This is a genomic window from Bartonella sp. CL435QHHD (assembly GCF_042195095.1).
In the GTDB taxonomy this organism is placed as follows: Bacteria; Pseudomonadota; Alphaproteobacteria; order Rhizobiales; family Rhizobiaceae; genus Bartonella.
This window is the reverse complement of sequence record NZ_JBHINS010000052.1, coordinates 20915-38973: the sequence shown is the minus strand read 5'-3', so window position 1 is coordinate 38973 and position 18059 is coordinate 20915. Positions and strand designations below refer to the sequence as shown.

General features: G+C 35.4%; 12 protein-coding genes and 1 pseudogene. 7 read left to right on the top strand and 6 right to left on the bottom strand.

Annotated features, from left to right (window positions below; genetic code table 11):
• Window positions 1-197: 197 nt before the first annotated feature.
• Complete coding sequence (locus ACFILH_RS02425) at window positions 198-341, bottom strand: hypothetical protein (RefSeq protein ID WP_273790383.1); 144 nt, start codon at window positions 339-341, stop codon at window positions 198-200.
• Window positions 342-576: 235 nt separating this feature from the next.
• Here ACFILH_RS02425 and ACFILH_RS02420 point away from each other — a divergent pair, with 235 nt between their 5' ends.
• Both ACFILH_RS02420 and ACFILH_RS02415 read left to right on the top strand, forming a co-directional pair.
• The gene (locus tag ACFILH_RS02420) at window positions 577-1320 is read left to right on the top strand and encodes a 16S rRNA (uracil(1498)-N(3))-methyltransferase (RefSeq protein ID WP_273790384.1); all 744 of its coding nucleotides are present in this window, start codon (window positions 577-579) and stop codon (window positions 1318-1320) included.
• A gap of 68 nt (window positions 1321-1388) precedes the next feature.
• Window positions 1389-2762 carry a glutamate--cysteine ligase gene (locus ACFILH_RS02415; RefSeq protein WP_273790385.1) on the top strand — a complete coding sequence of 458 codons (1374 nt, stop codon included), beginning with the start codon at window positions 1389-1391 and terminating at the stop codon, window positions 2760-2762.
• Between the two features lie 985 nt (window positions 2763-3747).
• Here the strand turns inward: ACFILH_RS02415 and ACFILH_RS02410 are convergent.
• Window positions 3748-4333 (bottom strand): annotated as a pseudogene (locus tag ACFILH_RS02410) (type ISP restriction/modification enzyme); the annotation flags it as partial.
• Between the two features lie 795 nt (window positions 4334-5128).
• Here ACFILH_RS02410 and ACFILH_RS02405 point away from each other — a divergent pair.
• Window positions 5129-6484 carry an L-cystine transporter gene (locus ACFILH_RS02405; protein ID WP_375654429.1) on the top strand — a complete coding sequence of 452 codons (1356 nt, stop codon included), beginning with the start codon at window positions 5129-5131 and terminating at the stop codon, window positions 6482-6484.
• Window positions 6485-6491: 7 nt separating this feature from the next.
• Here the strand turns inward: ACFILH_RS02405 and ACFILH_RS02400 are convergent, their stop codons facing one another.
• Window positions 6492-7370, bottom strand: coding sequence for a methyltransferase (locus ACFILH_RS02400; RefSeq protein ID WP_375654430.1), 879 nt, complete (start codon window positions 7368-7370; stop codon window positions 6492-6494).
• A 196-nt stretch (window positions 7371-7566) separates the two neighbouring features.
• Between ACFILH_RS02400 and ACFILH_RS02395 the strand changes: the two genes are divergently transcribed.
• Entirely contained in the window at window positions 7567-8352 is a 786-nt protein-coding gene (locus tag ACFILH_RS02395; RefSeq protein WP_273790388.1) for a ComF family protein, read from the top strand.
• A 47-nt stretch (window positions 8353-8399) separates the two neighbouring features.
• Entirely contained in the window at window positions 8400-8654 is a 255-nt protein-coding gene (grxC, locus tag ACFILH_RS02390) for a glutaredoxin 3 (RefSeq protein ID WP_273790389.1), read from the top strand.
• Window positions 8655-8674: 20 nt separating this feature from the next.
• On the opposite strand, the gene ubiG is transcribed toward grxC, so the two are convergent.
• Entirely contained in the window at window positions 8675-9418 is a 744-nt protein-coding gene (gene ubiG / locus ACFILH_RS02385) for a bifunctional 2-polyprenyl-6-hydroxyphenol methylase/3-demethylubiquinol 3-O-methyltransferase UbiG (RefSeq protein ID WP_273790390.1), read from the bottom strand.
• Window positions 9419-9607: 189 nt separating this feature from the next.
• On the opposite strand from ubiG, the gene ACFILH_RS02380 reads away from it, so the two are divergent.
• Entirely contained in the window at window positions 9608-10864 is a 1257-nt protein-coding gene (locus ACFILH_RS02380; protein ID WP_375631013.1) for an aspartate kinase, read from the top strand.
• Between the two features lie 1847 nt (window positions 10865-12711).
• On the opposite strand, the gene nhaA is transcribed toward ACFILH_RS02380, so the two are convergent.
• Together nhaA and ACFILH_RS02370 are read right to left on the bottom strand one after the other, a co-directional pair.
• Window positions 12712-14070 carry a Na+/H+ antiporter NhaA gene (gene nhaA, locus ACFILH_RS02375; RefSeq protein WP_273790392.1) on the bottom strand — a complete coding sequence of 453 codons (1359 nt, stop codon included), beginning with the start codon at window positions 14068-14070 and terminating at the stop codon, window positions 12712-12714.
• Window positions 14071-14216: 146 nt separating this feature from the next.
• Entirely contained in the window at window positions 14217-15923 is a 1707-nt protein-coding gene (locus tag ACFILH_RS02370; RefSeq protein WP_375667300.1) for a hypothetical protein, read from the bottom strand.
• 352 nt (window positions 15924-16275) lie between these two features.
• Between ACFILH_RS02370 and ACFILH_RS02365 the strand changes: the two genes are divergently transcribed.
• On the top strand, window positions 16276-18048 hold the full coding sequence (locus tag ACFILH_RS02365; protein ID WP_375631015.1) for an SLC13 family permease: 1773 nt from the start codon (window positions 16276-16278) through the stop codon (window positions 18046-18048).
• Window positions 18049-18059: the final 11 nt, after the last annotated feature.

Here is an 18059-nt window from a genome sequence, read left to right as displayed (position 1 = left end):
AAGTCCGTTCGTCGTGAAGCAGTAAAAACCGTCCTCTCCGTCATAATAAGTGTGGTTGATATAGATAAATGACTGAAGAGAAGAATAAAAATCCTTCTTATGGAATCTCTCAAATACAAGAGATTCATAATATTGATGCAAATCTTAGAAAAGTTGCTAAAAAACATTAAAATTTTAAGGAGGATGTTGGCCAGTGCTTATTGAATCGCAGAAGAAATACCATAGCCATCTTTGGTAATTGTATGCTTCCCGTCTGCTCCAACAGAACCAATTCCCACTGTAATCAAAATAAAGGCTAAGAGGGTTGTAATCGTAATAATTGTAGCTTTTTTAGCAGACATATTTTTCCTCCACGGATACATCAATGACTGAATGCAAAGATGAATGGTGCATTATTTAAACTTTTATGAAAGCAGAATCACTTAAGGATCTATAAGTTCCTATTATTATCTCATAAAGCTAAAAAAACTCTATAATTCTTTAATATATTATAGTTCTATAGATATAATTTTTTCTTTTTGCTATATATTTTTCTTCATTTTCTCGATGACGATAGTGAGCTTTGGCAAAATTTTTATGCGCATAAATTATAAACTTAAAAGATTATTTATCAGACAGACATTGGCTTTGAATGAAGAAATAAAGATAGAGGGGGCACAAGCTTCTTATCTTGTGCATGTTTTGCGTATGAAAGAAGGAGCAGAAATTTTACTTTTTAATGGACAGGATGGTGAGTGGCTTGCTAAACTTATTGCTGTTAAGAAAAAATTTGTTGTGGTTCAGCTTATCCATCAAGAAAGATTACAAACGACGCATTCCAATCTTATTTATTGCTTTTCTCCACTCAAAAACGCGCGGTTGGATTATATGGTGCAGAAAGCTGTTGAAATGGGGGTGTCGATTTTGCAGCCTGTTATGACGCATCATACGCAGGTTACGCGTATCAATATGGCGCGTATGGAAGCCAATGTTATTGAAGCTTCTGAACAGTGTGGAATTTTATCTCTTCCTGAATGCGTCTCTGCTCTATCATTAGCAGAACTTTTAGCACGGTGGGATAAGACACAGCCTTTATTCTTTTGTGATGAAGAGCATAAATCGCATAATCCATTAGCTTCTTTTAAAAAGCGTGACGTTACAACACCTGGTATTCTTATTGGACCGGAAGGTGGCTTTAGTGAAGAAGAGCGGAGCTTTTTAAAAAAACATCCTTTTGTGGTTCCAATATCATTAGGTCCGCGTATTTTACGCGCTGACACTGCCGCTGTTGCTGCTTTGGCTCTTCTTAATGCTACCGTGGGGGATTGGGCAATGGATTGAGAAATCTGTAAAATCATTCTAAACAATTCATTTAAGATGATGATACCAATTATAGGATACGATGAGTTATGGCGCTTGATATAACTGATGAAAGTGAAATTTATAACTTAGATTCTTTGGTTAGCTATTTCCAAGGGGGGTATAAAGCAGAAGATGATTGGCGCATTGGTACAGAACATGAAAAATTTCCGTTTTATAGAGATGGTTTTCACCCTGTTCCTTATGAAGGAGAGAGGGGAATCCGAGCGCTTTTAGAGAGGATGCAAAGCGCCTTAGGATGGAAACCTATTTTAGATGAAGAGAATATTATTGGGCTCGTAGGATCCGTTGATCAGGGAGCCATTTCTTTGGAACCTGGGGGACAATTTGAATTATCTGGTGCACCATTAAAATCAGTAGGCCATACATATTACGAGTTGATGGAGCATTTAACTCTTCTCAAAAAAATTGCAGAACCATTGGGTATAGGTTTTCTAGGTCTTGGAGCTAGTCCAAAGTGGACTTTAGCTGAAACGCCGCGAATGCCTAAATCACGTTATCAGATTATGACTGATTATATGCCTAAAGTGGGGTATAATGGTCTTAATATGATGTATCGCACATCAACAGTTCAGGTTAATCTTGATTTTTCATCTGAAAGTGATATGCGGCGAAAAATGCAAGTGTCCATGAAGCTACAGTCCATTGCAACAGCATTATTTGCAAGTTCACCTTTTACAGAAGGGCGCCCAAATGGCTTTTTGTCGTGGCGTTCTGAAATTTGGCGTAATACGGATAATCAGAGGACAGGCGTTCTTCCCTTTATATTTTCTGAGCGTTTTGGTTTTGTTGATTATGTTGAATGGGCCCTTGATGTTCCAATGTATTTTGTTGTGCGTGATGGTCGTTACTATGATTGTACACACATAACGTTTCGTCAGTTTATGAATGGAGCATTAAAAGGACAAGTTGCAAATTCAATTCCAAACATGGGAGATTGGATTAATCACTTATCAACGTTATTTCCTGAAGTCCGCTTAAAAAGATTTTTAGAAATGAGGGGAGCTGATTGCGGTTCTTGGAAGCGCATTTGTGCGTTGTCGGCTTTTTGGGTTGGGCTTCTTTATGATAGGGAAGCACTTAATGAGGCAGAGGCTTTGACAAAAGATTGGTGTTTTGAAGAAGTTTTAGAGTTGCGCCAACGCGTTCCTAAAGAAGGGTTAAGAACTCCTTTTCGTCAAACTATTCTTTTAGAGTTAGCACGTCAATCTCTCGCTATTGCTCGCAAAGGCTTAAAAAATCGCAAACAGTATGATACGAATGGTTTTGATGAAACAAATTTTCTTAATCCTCTAGAAGAGGTTGTTGCAATGGGACAAACAGATGCTGAAAAATTTTTGTCCCATTACTATTCTATTTGGAATGAGTCGGTAGAACCTTTATTTTTAGAATGTGCCTATTAAATTTGAAGCAAAGATACTTCCTACTTTTTTAAAAATGCATATAACCGTGGTGGTTCATTCACTCATTTGCTCTAGAGAGCATATCCTACCTTGCTTTTAACATTTCTCATAACGGAAAGGATACAATACAAAAATCTCTTGGGCAGTGTGATTTTTATACCCAATAATATCACGATATTTCCGTAATCGTAATGTTGTCCCTTTGTACTAAAGATAGTTCATAAGAGATAAAGCTTATTATCAAACATTTTTTATTCACTTGGCTCATCTACTTATGAATAGGTCTGAAAATAATATTTTTCACTTTTAAAAGGGATAAAAAAATATAATTTGCGGTTAATAGTCAATTATTATAATTCAATATACGATGCTTATATGAAAGAGCATTTTATTATACAAAAATTATGATATCAATCTTTCAGTGCGCTAAAAAGACAGTAGAAAAAATACCGATAGATCTATGTATGTATAACTCAAGCTTATTTTTATAGAAAAAAGAAATATATTATATAAATAGATAGAAATAAAGATGATAATATATAGAATGAATGTGTTAATTACATCATTAAATATTAATAAATAAAAATATTATCTTCATAGGGTTATGTGAAATTATAAGCTATTCATAGATAAGAAATAACTATTTGTATGCAAAGGGGTTATTATATTAAAATACTATTATTCTTGATAAAGATGAAAGAGATAAAGAGATTGAGCTTGTAACGAATGAGTGTTTGAATACGCATAAAAATTCAAAAAAGAACAACATTTCTATAGCAGAATAATTTTTATCAGTATGAGCGCAATTTATTATAGACGATTAATTATCTCCCATATATTGTAAATTTACTTTAAAGCTTCTTTTAATGCTTTATAACTGTACTATTCATAAAATTTATAATATTTGTAGGCTTAAAGCCTCTCATTTTAATCATATACCCTCAGTCTTTTCCATTGTTTTCATTATCTAGAAATTTGTAACCGCCTTTGTTATGCTCTCACTAGGATAAGCAGCTTTAAAGTGCATCCGTAATGGCATCACGCCTCTGTAAACCAGCTGTTGTGTTTTCTTCTGTAGAATTTGTAAATAAAAGGGACTGTTTCTCATCACGATCAGTTACAGAGATTCAACGTTTTTATAAAGATACCGTGGAAAGCATTGACCTGTATCTATTGCATCTAGATTAGGCAAATTCTTAGCTATCAACACAGAAAAAACGCTTCGTGCTCCTATGCCTATAATTTGTATTACTCTATTTTCTACTACTGGCACCATAGGGAATATATGTGGTATCTGATAAACTCCATCATTGAAGATACAACTATAATAAAGCCATTGTCGTGTAAAAGGGCGATACGAACTTTGCGTGAGGCATGCCTCTTCAAATTCAAAAACCTTCCTCTTATTAGTTCTTGCTTAACATTATAACTCCAACTTATCTTTTTTGTATCTAAAATGACAAAATTATCTACAGCACGTGCACGTGTTGTTCGATCAGCATATGAATAGGTATCGTTAAAAGTTTTACTGCGCTATTATAAAAAGCAATCATATTATTTATATTTGCTGCTCAAGCTCCGCCCTTCAATGTTTCGACAACTCTTGCATTAAGACGTTTCATAAGAGGTATTTCTACTCCTTTCTCATACATTTTTATCCACATATCTGCCCTGCTTGTGACGTGCAAGCAAATGATTTTGATTGATTCAAGATAAACAGGTTTGAAATGAGAGAATCTTATGTGATTCGGGACTCTCATTTAATATGCAAACAGTAAATTATGACTATAAATCAACATGTTGTCTTTAAAAACCTTTTTATGACTATAAAAGAATTTTGAAAAATAAAAAAGCTTTCATTGAGAGCAAAGAAAGAATGTATAAAAGGTATTTTCAATAAAATAATTATACTTGAAGTGCTGATCAAAGCTATTGAGAGTGCAGTCCATAAAATGAGCAGAAGTAGCTTGTTGGTGTATTTTCTAGAAAAATCATGAATGTTCGATTGTTAATTCATCTTTTCTTGGAAAGCTCGCTTCAGTTCAAATAGCAAAAGAGAGTGGTAAGGACATTTATAGGATAAGATACGCTGGAATTATTCAGTATTAAGATGCAATGAATGTTGTTTATATTTTTCTTATTTAACTATTTTATAAGAGCATAAATTTAAAGAATAAGAAAATAATTTTATTTATTTTCTTTAAACAGTTATTAGTAGATAAAAAATTCTCTTTTAATCTATAAATTAAAAAAATAATGATTTTGTAAAAGCCTTGTAAGCTTTATAGGTTAATTTTAAATATCATGCATTGATTTTGAATTATGCAGATTATTTATGTCAACCATAATAATAGTGAGCATAGACAATGACATTTAATTTTTTCGTCAATTTATTTCTATTTGTTATTTTTTTATTATTGGTTTCTCAAAGTAAGAAAATGCAATGGAGTCTTTCACTACGTGTTATGCTATGGCTTATCCTTGGCTTGATTTTTGGAAGTGTTTTGCAGTTTATTTATGGAGAGGGTGAAAGCACTTTATTGAAATCCGTTGAATGGTTTAACATTGTCGGTGAAGGCTATATTTTATTGTTGCAAATGATTGTTATGCCACTGGTTTTTATTTCTATCGTTTCAGCAGTTGCTCATTTACATTCTGTTTATGCTGTTGGAAAGATGAGTATAATAACAATTTCAATATTGCTTTTTACAACGGCTCTTTCAGCATTGGTTGGTGTGCTTGTGGTTAATTTTTTTGGATTAACAACCGATGGTTTGGTGCATGAAGGGCAAAATGTTTCTGCTCTTCTTGAAGGTCATATTTCTAAACTTGGAGATATGAATATACCAAAGATGATTTTGTCTATGATTCCTAAAAATCCATTTGCTGAGTTGAGTGGAGCTAAACGTACGTCAATTATCAGTGTTGTTATTTTTGCGTCATTTTTAGGTGCATCGGTTCTTCTTTTAAAGAAAGATGAGCCGGAAAAAGGAGAAAAAGCGCTTTTATTTATTCAAGTGGCACAAGCTTGGATTATGCGGTTAGTCCGTATTGTGATTGCTTTGACGCCTTATGGTATTTTTGCACTTATGACGAAAGTAGGAGCAATATCGCGTATTGCAGATATTTTAAATTTACTGGTTTTTATTATTGCTTCTTATGTCGGTATTATTTTAATTTTTGGAATTCATGGTGTATTGCTTGGTATTTCTGGGATTAATCCCTTTCGTTTTTTCAAAAAGGTTTTACCAGTTTTAACATTTGCTTTTAGCAGTCGTTCAAGTGCTGCAAGTATTCCTTTGAATATTGAAGCGCAAACACAGTGGATAGGTGTACCACAATCCATTGCGAGTTTTGCAGCTTCTTTTGGGGCAACAATTGGACAAAATGGTTGTGCTGGTCTTTATCCAGCGATGCTTGCGACCATGATTGCACCCTCTATGGGTATTAATCCTCTTGATCCTACTTGGATTGCTACGCTTATTGGTGTTGTAACATTGAGTTCTATTGGTGTTGCTGGTGTGGGGGGAGGTGCTATTTTCGCTGCATTGATTGTGTTACCAATTATGGGGCTTCCTGTTACTTTGGTTGCTGTACTTATCTCTATTGAACCGCTAATTGATATGGGACGGACTGCTCTAAACGTGAGCGATTCAATGATAGCTGGAACGGTCACTAGTCAAATATTACGGACAACAGATAAAAGTATTTTAAAAAAATAATTTTAGGTTATATTTTTTTGGGCTGTAAAACATCTGTAAGAGATATTTGCGCTGAACCAGGTTGTAGGGGTTTTTGTTGGTTGGGATGAGGAGCCCAACCAGAGAGCCAGATGAAAGAAAAATGTGCACGAATACGTCCATCAGGATCACTAAATTGTTGTGCATAGATTTCAGATGCGCGGAGAAAAAAACGTTTGGATACAGGGCGTCGTGAACGATTGATGAGTGCATTTTGCATTCCCATAGCTTTAAGATCGTGCATAAGGTCAAACATTGTATTATAACGTATTGTGATATCTTCAACGTCTGCTACAGGCAGGGCAAAGCCAACACGCTGTAAAAGAGCGCCTGCATCACGAATGTCGGCAAAAGGGTAGATCCTAGGGCTTGCTCCACCATAAATTTCACTTTCAGCTTGCAGCAGGCTTTCCCGCAATTCTCTTAATGTACCAGCTCCTGCCATAACAGCAAGAAATAAGCCATCTGGTTTAAGGGTATTTTTTATCTGGCTTAGAACACCAGGGGTATCATTGGTCAATTGTAATGAAAGAAGTGAAACAATAAGGTCACAGTAACTTTGAGGTAAATCAAGAAATTCTCGATGACGTAAATAGAATTTTTTATCATGGCTTTGATAAAGCGTATCGGTTTCAATGCGTTCTATGGAACAAACTTTTCCAGATTTCATTAAAGCTTGCGCAGCAAGGTCTGTATGGCTGTGTAAATCAAGAGCTAATGTAAAGAGGCGATCAACAGTGCTAAGGCGTTTATAGAGATCTTCTGCCATGTGAGAGAGTAAAAAGTCACATCCTTTTTTTGCTTTTTGAAAGGCACGTTTTCGGAATTGTTCAATGCGGTTATGATCAAAAATTAAAGGATGCGACATATTGTGGAACACTTTCGATCTATGAAAGAATATATTTTGAAAAGGTTCATTATTTGTGCAAGCTCTGTCAAGTTTATAATATGAAAGAAAATAAATTTATAGAAGGTAAGAGTTTTTAAAGGAATTAAAATTATAAATTGAGGAAATACAAAGGAACTTTTGTTCTGAGGGAAACTTGTAAAAGCCTAAATTTATAATGTTGTATTTTCGAGAAGCGGCGTTAAATAGCGGGGATATACTAAGTAAGTTCGTTGAACGCTTGAAAACGATGCTTTATCCACCAATTTGTCCTGGATGTAAGCAAAATGTTTCTACTTATGGTACGATTTGCTCCGAATGTTGGAAAGACCTTCAATTTATCACGAAACCTTATTGTCCTGTTATGGGGACTCCTTTTGTTTGTGATATGGGGGATGGTTTTCTTAGTGGTGAAGCACTCCGTAATACTCATCCTTTTTCACGTGTTCGCTCAGTCATTGTTCATAAAGGGCTTGCACGAACTTTAGTAACGCGCTTAAAATATGGTGATCATATAGAATTGGCATCATTTATGGCCAATTGGATGATGTTTGCTGGACGCGAGGTTATTGATGATTGTGATGTTATTATTCCCATTCCATTGCATTTTCGTCGTTTTTGGGAGAGGCGTTATAATCAATCTGCTGAGCTTGCACGTTATATTGCAGCATCACAAAAAAAGCTTTTAAAACCGAGTTGGCTTGTTCGTTGTCGGCATACCCGTCCGCAGGTTAGTCTTTCTTCAAGAGAGAGAAAACTTAACGTAAAAAATGCTTTTAAGGTTTCGCATAAAGTTAAAAAATATCTCAAAGGATGTTCTGTTTTGCTGATTGATGATGTATTTACAACGGGTGCAACAGTTACAGCAGCAGCTGCTGCATTAAAAGATGCAGGTGCACGACAGGTTGATGTGCTAACATTTTCGCGTGTTCTCAAAGAAGATTCTATTTTTCCCTCTTCTTAAGAGGAATTTAAAATGAATATTATTAAAAAATATTGGAGGATAATCCTATGAAAGAGATAATAATTTATACACGCCCTAACTGTCCTTATTGTACAAAAGCACGTGATTTGCTTAATAAAAAAGGCGTAAAGTATACAGATATTGATGCTTCCACATCCCTTCGCCAAGAAATGGTACAGCGTGCAAATGGACGTAATACATTTCCACAAATTTTCATAGATGATTATCACGTTGGCGGTTGTGATGATCTTTATGCTTTAGAGGCTGAGGGAAAGCTGAATTCTTTATTACAAGGCATATAATATTTGTAAATTACATATCCTTACGACCTTTTTGCGAGAAGGAGATAGTTAACACCCATGTCTTTTGAGCGATTCCAGCTGTCGTTTAAAGGGTTATAAGTAATACCTATCTCATCAATGACAGTCAGAGCGTTTTTTGATAAGAAATTTTTAAGTTCTAGAGGTTTTAGGAATTTTTTATAATCGTGGGTTCCTTTAGGAAGCCAACGTAGAATATATTCAGCGCCTACAATAGCAAGCCCCCATGCTTTCCATGTGCGGTTGAGTGTTGAGACAAACATCAACCCTTGTGGTTTCAACATTTTTGCTGTAGCTGCTATGAAGAGATTAACGTCAGCGACATGTTCAACAACTTCCATATTAAGGATAATATCAAATTTTTCTCCTTCATTGGCAAGTACTTCTGCTGTCGTCGTGCGGTAATCAATGGAAAGGTCATTTTGAGCAGCATGGGTTTTTGCGACTTCAATATTTGTTTGTGCAGCATCAACGCCTACAACCATAGCACCAAGACGTGCCATTGGTTCAGATAACAAGCCTCCTCCACAGCCAATATCAAGAATTTTCAAATTGTGAAAGGGCGTAAGTGAAGAAGGGTCACGATTAAACTCTAAACAGATTTTTTCTCTGATGTAAGCAAGGCGTGTTGGGTTAAATTGGTGAAGAGGTCGAAATTTTCCTTGTGGATTCCACCATTCTGTAGCAATACGTGAAAAGTGATCAATTTCACTTTGATCAATAGTTGTTTGTGTTTCATCGATCATGTTGCCTTCCTTTTATTTTTAATGATCAGGTCAAGTAGATTTTATACAAAGTCAAGAGAAATTAATATAATCATAATGAAACTTGCACAAATGATAGATATTCGCTATGTCGAGAAAATGGTTAGTTGATACAGCATCTAATTCTCATTACTGTTTGAGATAAGAGATGTAAAGGTAAGAGTGTTATTAATGGCGCGCATTGTCATGAAATTTGGTGGAACATCTGTAGCAAACATTGAATGTATTCATAATGTTGCACGGCATGTCAAAAGAGAGGTTGATGCAGGTAATGAGGTTGCCGTTGTCGTATCTGCGATGGCTGGTAAAACAAATGAACTTGTTCAGTGGACGAGTGATGCTTCCTCCATGCATAGAGATGCTCGTGAATATGATGTTGTGGTTGCTTCTGGTGAACAGGTTACTTCAGGATTGTTGGCTTTGACACTTCAAGAAATGGGGGTGAATGCACGTTCATGGCTTGGTTGGCAAATTCCTATTCATACAGACAATGCGCATGGCCGTGCACGTATTACTAATATTGATGGATCTTTTTTAATCGAGTGTTTTCAGGAAGGTCAGGTTGCCGTTATTGCTGGTTTTCAGGGGTTAGCTCCGGATAACCGGATTTCTACCTTAGGGCGTGGGGGATCAGATACAAGTGCTGTTGCTATAGCCGCTGCTGTACAAGCTGATCGCTGTGATATTTATACGGATGTGGATGGTGTTTATACAACGGATCCACGTATAGAACCGAAAGCGCGTCGTTTACCAAAAGTAGCTTTTGAAGAAATGCTAGAAATGGCTTCTCTTGGTGCAAAGGTTTTACAGGTTCGTTCTGTTGAATTAGCAATGGTTCATAAGGTTCGTACCTTTGTGCGTTCAAGTTTTGAGGATCCTGATGCGTTAGGCATGGAGGATTCAATGAGTTCTTCTGGAACACTTATTTGCGATGAGGATGAAATTGTGGAACAACAAAATGTTACTGGTATTGCTTTTGCCAAAGATGAAGCACAAATTTCCCTTCGTCGGCTTGCCGATCGTCCAGGGATTTCGGCAGCAATTTTTGGTCCCTTGGCTGAAGAACGCATTAATGTTGATATGATTGTGCAAAATATTTCTGAAGATGGCTCAAAAACTGATATGACTTTTACTGTACCATCATCAGATGTAGAAAAAGCCGTTACACTTCTTGAGAAGAATCGCAAAGAAATTGGATTTGATGTTCTCCAATTTGAAGGCGATCTCGCCAAGGTATCTGTGATTGGTATTGGAATGCGTAGCCATGCAGGTGTTGCCGCTACAGCATTTAAGGCTTTGGCTGAAAAGGGTATTAACATTCAAGCAATTACGACTTCAGAAATTAAAATTTCTATTTTGATTGATAGTGCTTACACTGAACTTGCGGTTAGAACATTACATGCTGTTTATGCTCTTGATAAGGGATAAGTATTTTTTAGTTTCAATAAAGTTTCAATAACATAAAGCTTTAATATATGTTAATAATTTTTGTTAAGAACAATTTATATTTTTAACTTAAATAGAATATTTAATACAGCAAAACTCTCTCATTTTAAACTTGTTCATGATGAATTTAAAAATGGTCACTTATACATTACAAGAGAAAGATGTTTGGGTAAAAAACTGTTTAAGAAGGGATAAAAAATATGCCGTCTATAAACGTTTTAGAGCCTATAGAGAGGGATGGAGAAGTCTTTACGATAAGCCTTAATGGAATAAGGAGCAGTGCACAGTGTTTATTCAAAAGATGCATGTTGCATGAGGGACAGCCCCGTCAATACAGATTTAATATTATAAATCTTAGAGAAATTAGAGCTCATTAGATTAGTGATGGAATTACCAAAAGTAAAATTGATGATGTATTTTCTATAGATGTTTAGTTTATCTTCAAATGATTGTTTATGACTTTATGTGTATCTTGAAAAGTTAATTTTTTCCATATTATGAGGCAATAAAAAAATCTATCTCTATAGACAATATTTATGTTTACGCTATACGTTATAAAATTACTATATCTTATGCGTTTATAGCTTCTTCAGAAGTACTTTTCATAAAATTATGTAACTATAGATCAAAATTAATGATAATGTTACAAGTGTGTTGCTTTTATTAATTAAATTTTTTTCATGTCTATTTCTCTTTTTTGAATTATAATTAAGATTTTCAAAGTTTTTGATACCTCCATATGTTCTTTAGGTTAACTTTCTTCCTTTAACTACTCTATTATAAGTATTTTCTGTGTCATACTGCCAACCACGCATGAAATACATTCTTCCGTTTTTTCAGTATATCGTGCTAGTTTCTTTATCGTGTTTACATATTTTGCAAATGGTGGTCTTTGTAAGCAAAACTCTTCTTGTGAGAAATATAGCCATATTATTTTACTCTTTTTGTATTTTATGTGGCGTTGTATAAATTCGAAAGTCTCGGAAATAGTGCTTTTTAAATTATCTGTGAAGAGTATTTTATGGTATCAAGAAATATAGAGCGAGCTCTTTAAACAAAAAGAAAATAAATATCAAATAAGAGCGGGAAAAGGGGAGAACAACGATATACATGCTCTATTTTTCCACCAATCATATGTTTTAGAATAGTCTAAATGACTAGGGTTTTCTTTTTTCCCGCGAGTTAATTACGTAAACTAGAGTGCTTCCTATGGAAGTATGCTTCAAGTTTAATTCTTTCATGGAGTGAGACAAGTGATGTGTCTATGATAAAAAACGGGAATATTTTTATCCAAAAATAATGTGCTTTTAAGAAGATAAAAATTAAAGTTGTTTAGAATACCGGCAATAAAATCAATAACGAGGAGGGTGGTTTATTGGGAAAAATAAGCCATGGAATTACTTAACTGATTATTGAACTTTGCTTATTCTTATCTTTTTCTTATTATTAAACATAAGATATTGATTTATAATAATTAAATTCTTCTTTATAGTGAATCATAGTCCCAATAAAAAATAGCTTTTCTGAAACCACGAAGCCTTTATTGAAATAATTAAAACCATTTCTGTGTATATCATGAGTGGAGCTGGTACATGAGTAAAAGATTATTGAAGAAAGGAATAAAAATATCTCTTATGATTCCTCTCGAGTGTCAAAGGTTGTTGCAACATTAGAGGCTAGTAAATAGTATGATGACGTTAGTTTTCTCCTTCATAAGTGTAAAGATGAGGCGAGACAACGGATTTTACATTAAATATCGTCCGAATCGAACAAATGGGCAAAATTACTTTTTAGAATTTCTGCATAAAAATGTATTTTCAGTTAGTTTATTAGGAACTATGAGAAATTCCTTTATTGCGCTTAATATAAATAAATCCATATCCCAGACCGATAAGGGCAGATAAACCAGAGCCACAAAGAACTCCAATTTTTGCCGCATCAAGCAGAATAATATCTTTAAAAGCGAGCATTGAAACAAAGATAGACATTGTAAAGCCAATTCCTGCTAAAAAACCAATGAGTAAAACACCTGTCCAGGTCATATGAGGGGGTAGGCGGCATAGTCCTGATTTTACAGCTATATAACTGGCAGTGATAATACCAAGAGGCTTACCGATGAAAAGACCAATGACAACACCCAGAACAATCAAGAATGATTTGTCAGAAGAAAGATCAAAGTTTGCAAAACTTACTCCTGCATTTGCGAAGGCAAAAACTGGCATGATAACGTATGCAACCCATGGATGCAATGCTTTTTGAACACGAGTTACTGGGGCAATCATGGCCCGTTGTCCTTTGCGCATCTTTTTTAATGCTGTTGAAATATGATGCAGATCTGTTTTTGTATTTTTTTCTTGAAGAATTTGCATAGCGTTACTGAGCATGGTGAGTGGCGCTACAAGAGTACGGGTAGGAAGAACGGGAGTCATCATCCCTAAGATTACGCCAGCAAGCGATGGGTGAACGCCTGTTGCCATTAAACCCCACCAAATGATTGCACCAGGTAAAATGTAAAGCCATGCTGATGCAAGCCCAATCCACTGAAAAAATAGTACCAAAGCAATACCCGCTCCTGCAATCATTAAACCGCTAGGATCAATGTTTGTTGAGTAGAAAAAAGCAATAATAAGAACAGCGATAATATCGTCAATAATCGCTAATGATAGAAGAATAATATGAAGATTAGAAGGGATTTTTTTTCCGAGAAGAGCTAGAATACCTAGAGCAAAGGCAATATCTGTTGCTGTTGGCACAGCCCAACCGCGCATATGTCCCTCGTTAAAATTGAAGATAAAGTAAATAATTGCAGGAACACAAACGCCCCCTATTGCAGCAACAATTGGTAAGATTGCTTGTTTAAAATCGGCAAGAGCACCTTCATGAATTTCTCGTCGAATTTCCATTCCTGCGACGAGAAAGAAAATAGTCATAAGGGCATCATTAACCCAGAAATGTAAATCCCATGAAAGAGTGAAATGACCCAAATTAAAGCCAAGAGGTGTATGCCAAAAAGATTCATAGAAAGCAGCATATTTAGAATTGGCAAAAATAAGTGCAGAAGCAGCAGCTAATAAAAGAACAACACCACTAAGAGCTTCAATATGGAGAAAACGCTCGATAGCAGAAAGCGCTTGATTGGTGACACGAGAAGCGCGATTAGGCAGGCGATTTGAAGATAAACCAGACATGAACAACTCCAAGCATCGACAATTTTAGATTCTATATTCTCTGTATAAATAACTCTGTATGATACCTTCTGTATCATATAAAAGAAAAAAGAGGAATAAAGTTCTTAATTTATAGACAAGATCATCATGTTTAAAGCACAAAATGTTTAAGGCGATGCTTCATTTTTAATAGTAAGATGTACTTTGCTTAAAGCCTTGGATAGATCATTTTGTAGAGCAGATTCGAGATCAACTATTGCGAGACCTTTATTATCTTTTGCTTTAATTTTCACGATCAATGTTTGTGGATTTTTAGCAAATTCTCCTAAGGATTTTGAAATTTTTTCTGCTTCGTCATGATTTTTTAGCAGAATTTTTGGGGTCTGCGTCATCATTAGATAGAAATCGTCATAAAGTTCCTTTTTAAGATCATGTTGGCTGTCATTAAGATTTTGCGCAAGATAAGAAAAAAGCTTATCAATGAAACCTGCATCAGTATATTGTATATCAATTTCATTAATGCCAAGATCTTGAGACGCAGCAATCATTATATTTTTCTGACCAGAAAAAAGCTTTTCATCAACATCAATAACCTTAGCCGATATATCTCCAGATCCAACGTCTTTCATATTGAAAGACATTGTATCAAGAAAGAGCATACGTTTTTTTTCATCGTAAGAAATATCAATTTTTCCTGAAACATTAAAGCGCTCAAAGTTCAGATTTTTGAAAAACTCTAAGTCTTTTTCATTCATTTTTTTAGGTAGAATGGAAAGGTTGTTGAGAGAAAGAAAAAGCTTTTTAGGGATAGGTTGTTTCCACAAACTTGGTTTGAATTGGAATGATTCGAGCGTTGCTTTCAACTGCGGTATATCAACGGTGATATTATCAACTTTGGCATCCGCTGAGGTAATGGCGAGCAGTATGTTTAGAAGAAGGCCATTTTGTGCAACTTTTTCAGCGATTTTATTATTCTCTTTTCTTGCATTAAGATAAGCTTTGATTAATTTTTCAGGAGTTTGTTCAAGCGGTTTCATCTTTAAACCAGATGTTTTAAACTGCCCAAGGAAGAAAGAGCTATTTTTTTCTGCTTCTTCAAAAATATCAACACTTATATTATTCAGAGAAATGGGGCCAGTAACGGTTTTACCTTGATTGAGAGCATTGTTTTTTCCAAAAATGATAGAATAGGCATAGTTGATGTCGATATCATGGGCTTTTATTGTATCACTTTTAGCCATAAGTTGCATCTGTTTGGCACCATTTGCTACGACCGTTTTAAGATCCATATTTTTGATACTAACTGAACGGATATGGTTATTTCTAAAATCAGAAAGCTGGAAATTCTTGATTTCAACCGTTTCTGTTTGGTTATTTTTATTTTCTATAGAAAGTTGTATATTGGGAGCAATAATTGAGGAAAGCTCAATACGCATCATTGATTGTAAAAGACGTGATGTTATCGTTCTATCTTTTTCTTTTAGGGATACACTCCGAAGAGAAATTTGGGGAATTTGCACATGAATATTATTATGCTTTAAATCAACATTATAAAATGTAAAAGTTCCGGGAATAAAGGAAAGAGGAGGACGGGCAGAAATGGCACCAATTTTAAGTGATGTACCAGCTGGAACGGGTAATGTCACATTCTTCAAGTTGACTTTACCTAGAATGCTTACTTCAGATGTTTCGGCTTTTATGGCACGACGGGCTATTTCTTGTCTTACAAAACTGTCAAGATAGGGTTTTGCGATATAAAATCCACCAACAATTATAATTGCCAAGATAGCAACAAATCCAATAATGCAAGTGAGCCAATATCTGAGGTTACTTTGATACCCACTATTAAGATTGACCATTCTTTCTTCTTTCATTTTTATCACTCTGTGAATTGAGAGTGAAGATAAATTCTTTTAAGCAACGACAAAGGTTTAAATATAGCGTGTACCAGTTTCAACAATTATCTACGCTCTATATTAGAGTTATTCTCATCTTTTTTGCAATATAGCTTTATCAACTTTTATCAATTTTCTTTGGGTTCAGCACTTTATAGAAAAGCACGCATAATAAGGAGAGGTGAGTTTATGCGCATCATAATTTTTTATCACTTTAAAATTATCCTAAAATATTCCGATGTCTGCTTTTATCTTGCTGCTGTTTATAGGAATATTTAAAACATAAAAGATATGTTTTTGTTCATTAATTTAATGGGGAGAAGTGAGTGTTATGACAGAAAATCAAATAATGGCCTTTTCGATCATTGGTCTCATGATGGTTGTTTTTATTTGGGATCGATTTCGTTATGATCTTGTTGCTATTTGTACATTATTAATAGCTTGTGCCCTTGGTCTTGTTAGCCCGAAGGAAGCGTTTAGCGGTTTTAGTAATGATATCGTTATTATCGTGGGGAGTGTGTTTGTTGTCAGTACTGCTGTATCTCGCTCTGGTATAATGGAATTTATTATTCAACGGATATGGCCAGATGTGAAATCGGTGCGTCTTCAATTAGCTTTTTTGGTTCTTTCTGTTGTCGTATTATCAATGTTTGTTAAAAACATTGGTGCTTTGGCGATTATGCTTCCGATAGCTTTTCAGTTTGCACGTCGTTCTCAGGTTTCTCCTTCTGTCTTTTTGATGCCCATGGCCTTTGGTTCTTTGTTGGGAGGGCTTATGACACAGATAGGAACATCTCCTAATGTTGTTATTTCAGCGATGCAAGAGCGTTTAGCAGGAACACCTTTTACTATGTTTGATTTTACACCAGTTGGTGCGGTTATTGCGACGGCTGGTGTTGTATATTTGGTCTGTTTTTATTGGCTTTTGCCTGTGCGTGTGCGTTCAGGTGTATCATTTGATGATGCCATTGATATCCGTAATTATGTTGCAGAAGCGCATATTCCAATAAATTCACCGATTGTGGGGAAAAATATTGTTGATTTGGTTAAGCCATCAAGTGGTGATGTTATGGTAATTCAAATTATCAGAAACAAAGTATCTATTTCACCATTACCAGATTTTGTTTTGTCTGAAAATGATATTATTTTGCTGGAAGGGTCACATACAGGGTTAGATAGCGTGATGAACTCTGCTCGTTTAGAGTTTTCTAAGGGGCGAACTATTGCTGCAGGTGATAAGGACAGTGACATTGATATTATTGAAGCAGTCATTACCCATAATTCACCTCTTATTGGTATTAGTGCGAAAGAGTTTTCCCTATTTGATCGCTATAATGTAAATTTACTTGCGTTAAGTCGTCAACATGAAAGGGTGCGGGGAAGACTTGATGATATTATTTTCCATCTTGGAGATGTGATTGTTTTGCAAGGACAGGATGCAATTATTCCCAATTTATTAAGAGAATTGAAATGCTTGCCCCTAGCAAAACGAAATATTGTGTTTGGAAATTTACGACATGGTTTCATCTCTTTAGCTGTTTTATTTATAGCAATTATTTTTACAGCTTTTCATATTGTTCCAGTTGCTTTTTCTTTCTTTTCTGCTGCTGCAGCAATGGTGATCTTTCGTGTTTTGCCCGCGCGTGATCTGTATCAGGCATTAGATGGTCCAATACTCGTACTATTAGCGGCTCTTATTCCAGTGAGTGAAGCGTTAGAGAAAACAGGATGTACGGATCTCATTGGTCAATGGCTGAGCCAATTGGCAATATTTTTCCCGCCATCTGGTGCTTTAGCGCTTATGTTGGTGACAGCTATGTTGGTTACGCCATTTTTGAATAATGCAGCAACAGTGATGATGGTAGCACCAATTGCGTCAAGTTTTGCTCATTCCCTTCATTATAAGCCTGAAGCTTTTTTGATGGCTGTTGCAATTGGTGCGGGATGTGAGTTTCTTACACCTATTGGACATCAAAGTAATATGCTCGTGATGGCGCCAGGAGGATATCGTTTTAGTGATTATCCACGTTTGGGTGCTCCATTGGCGGTGTTGATCGTTATTATTGCTGTTCCAATGCTTATGTGGGTTTGGCCCTTACAATAGGATATTTTTAG

Excerpts from the sequence above, each read along its gene's own strand:
- ACFILH_RS02425 (WP_273790383.1), bottom strand. The coding sequence starts at position 341 with ATGTCTGCTAAAAAAGCTACAATTATTACGATTACAACCCTCTTAGCC.
- ACFILH_RS02420 (WP_273790384.1), top strand. The coding sequence starts at position 577 with ATGCGCATAAATTATAAACTTAAAAGATTATTTATCAGACAGACATTG.
- ACFILH_RS02415 (WP_273790385.1), top strand. The coding sequence starts at position 1,389 with ATGGCGCTTGATATAACTGATGAAAGTGAAATTTATAACTTAGATTCT.
- ACFILH_RS02405 (WP_375654429.1), top strand. The coding sequence starts at position 5,129 with ATGACATTTAATTTTTTCGTCAATTTATTTCTATTTGTTATTTTTTTA.
- ACFILH_RS02400 (WP_375654430.1), bottom strand. The coding sequence starts at position 7,370 with ATGTCGCATCCTTTAATTTTTGATCATAACCGCATTGAACAATTCCGA.
- ACFILH_RS02395 (WP_273790388.1), top strand. The coding sequence starts at position 7,567 with ATGTTGTATTTTCGAGAAGCGGCGTTAAATAGCGGGGATATACTAAGT.
- grxC (WP_273790389.1), top strand. The coding sequence starts at position 8,400 with ATGAAAGAGATAATAATTTATACACGCCCTAACTGTCCTTATTGTACA.
- ubiG (WP_273790390.1), bottom strand. The coding sequence starts at position 9,418 with ATGATCGATGAAACACAAACAACTATTGATCAAAGTGAAATTGATCAC.
- ACFILH_RS02380 (WP_375631013.1), top strand. The coding sequence starts at position 9,608 with ATGGCGCGCATTGTCATGAAATTTGGTGGAACATCTGTAGCAAACATT.
- nhaA (WP_273790392.1), bottom strand. The coding sequence starts at position 14,070 with ATGTCTGGTTTATCTTCAAATCGCCTGCCTAATCGCGCTTCTCGTGTC.
- ACFILH_RS02370 (WP_375667300.1), bottom strand. The coding sequence starts at position 15,923 with ATGAAAGAAGAAAGAATGGTCAATCTTAATAGTGGGTATCAAAGTAAC.
- ACFILH_RS02365 (WP_375631015.1), top strand. The coding sequence starts at position 16,276 with ATGACAGAAAATCAAATAATGGCCTTTTCGATCATTGGTCTCATGATG.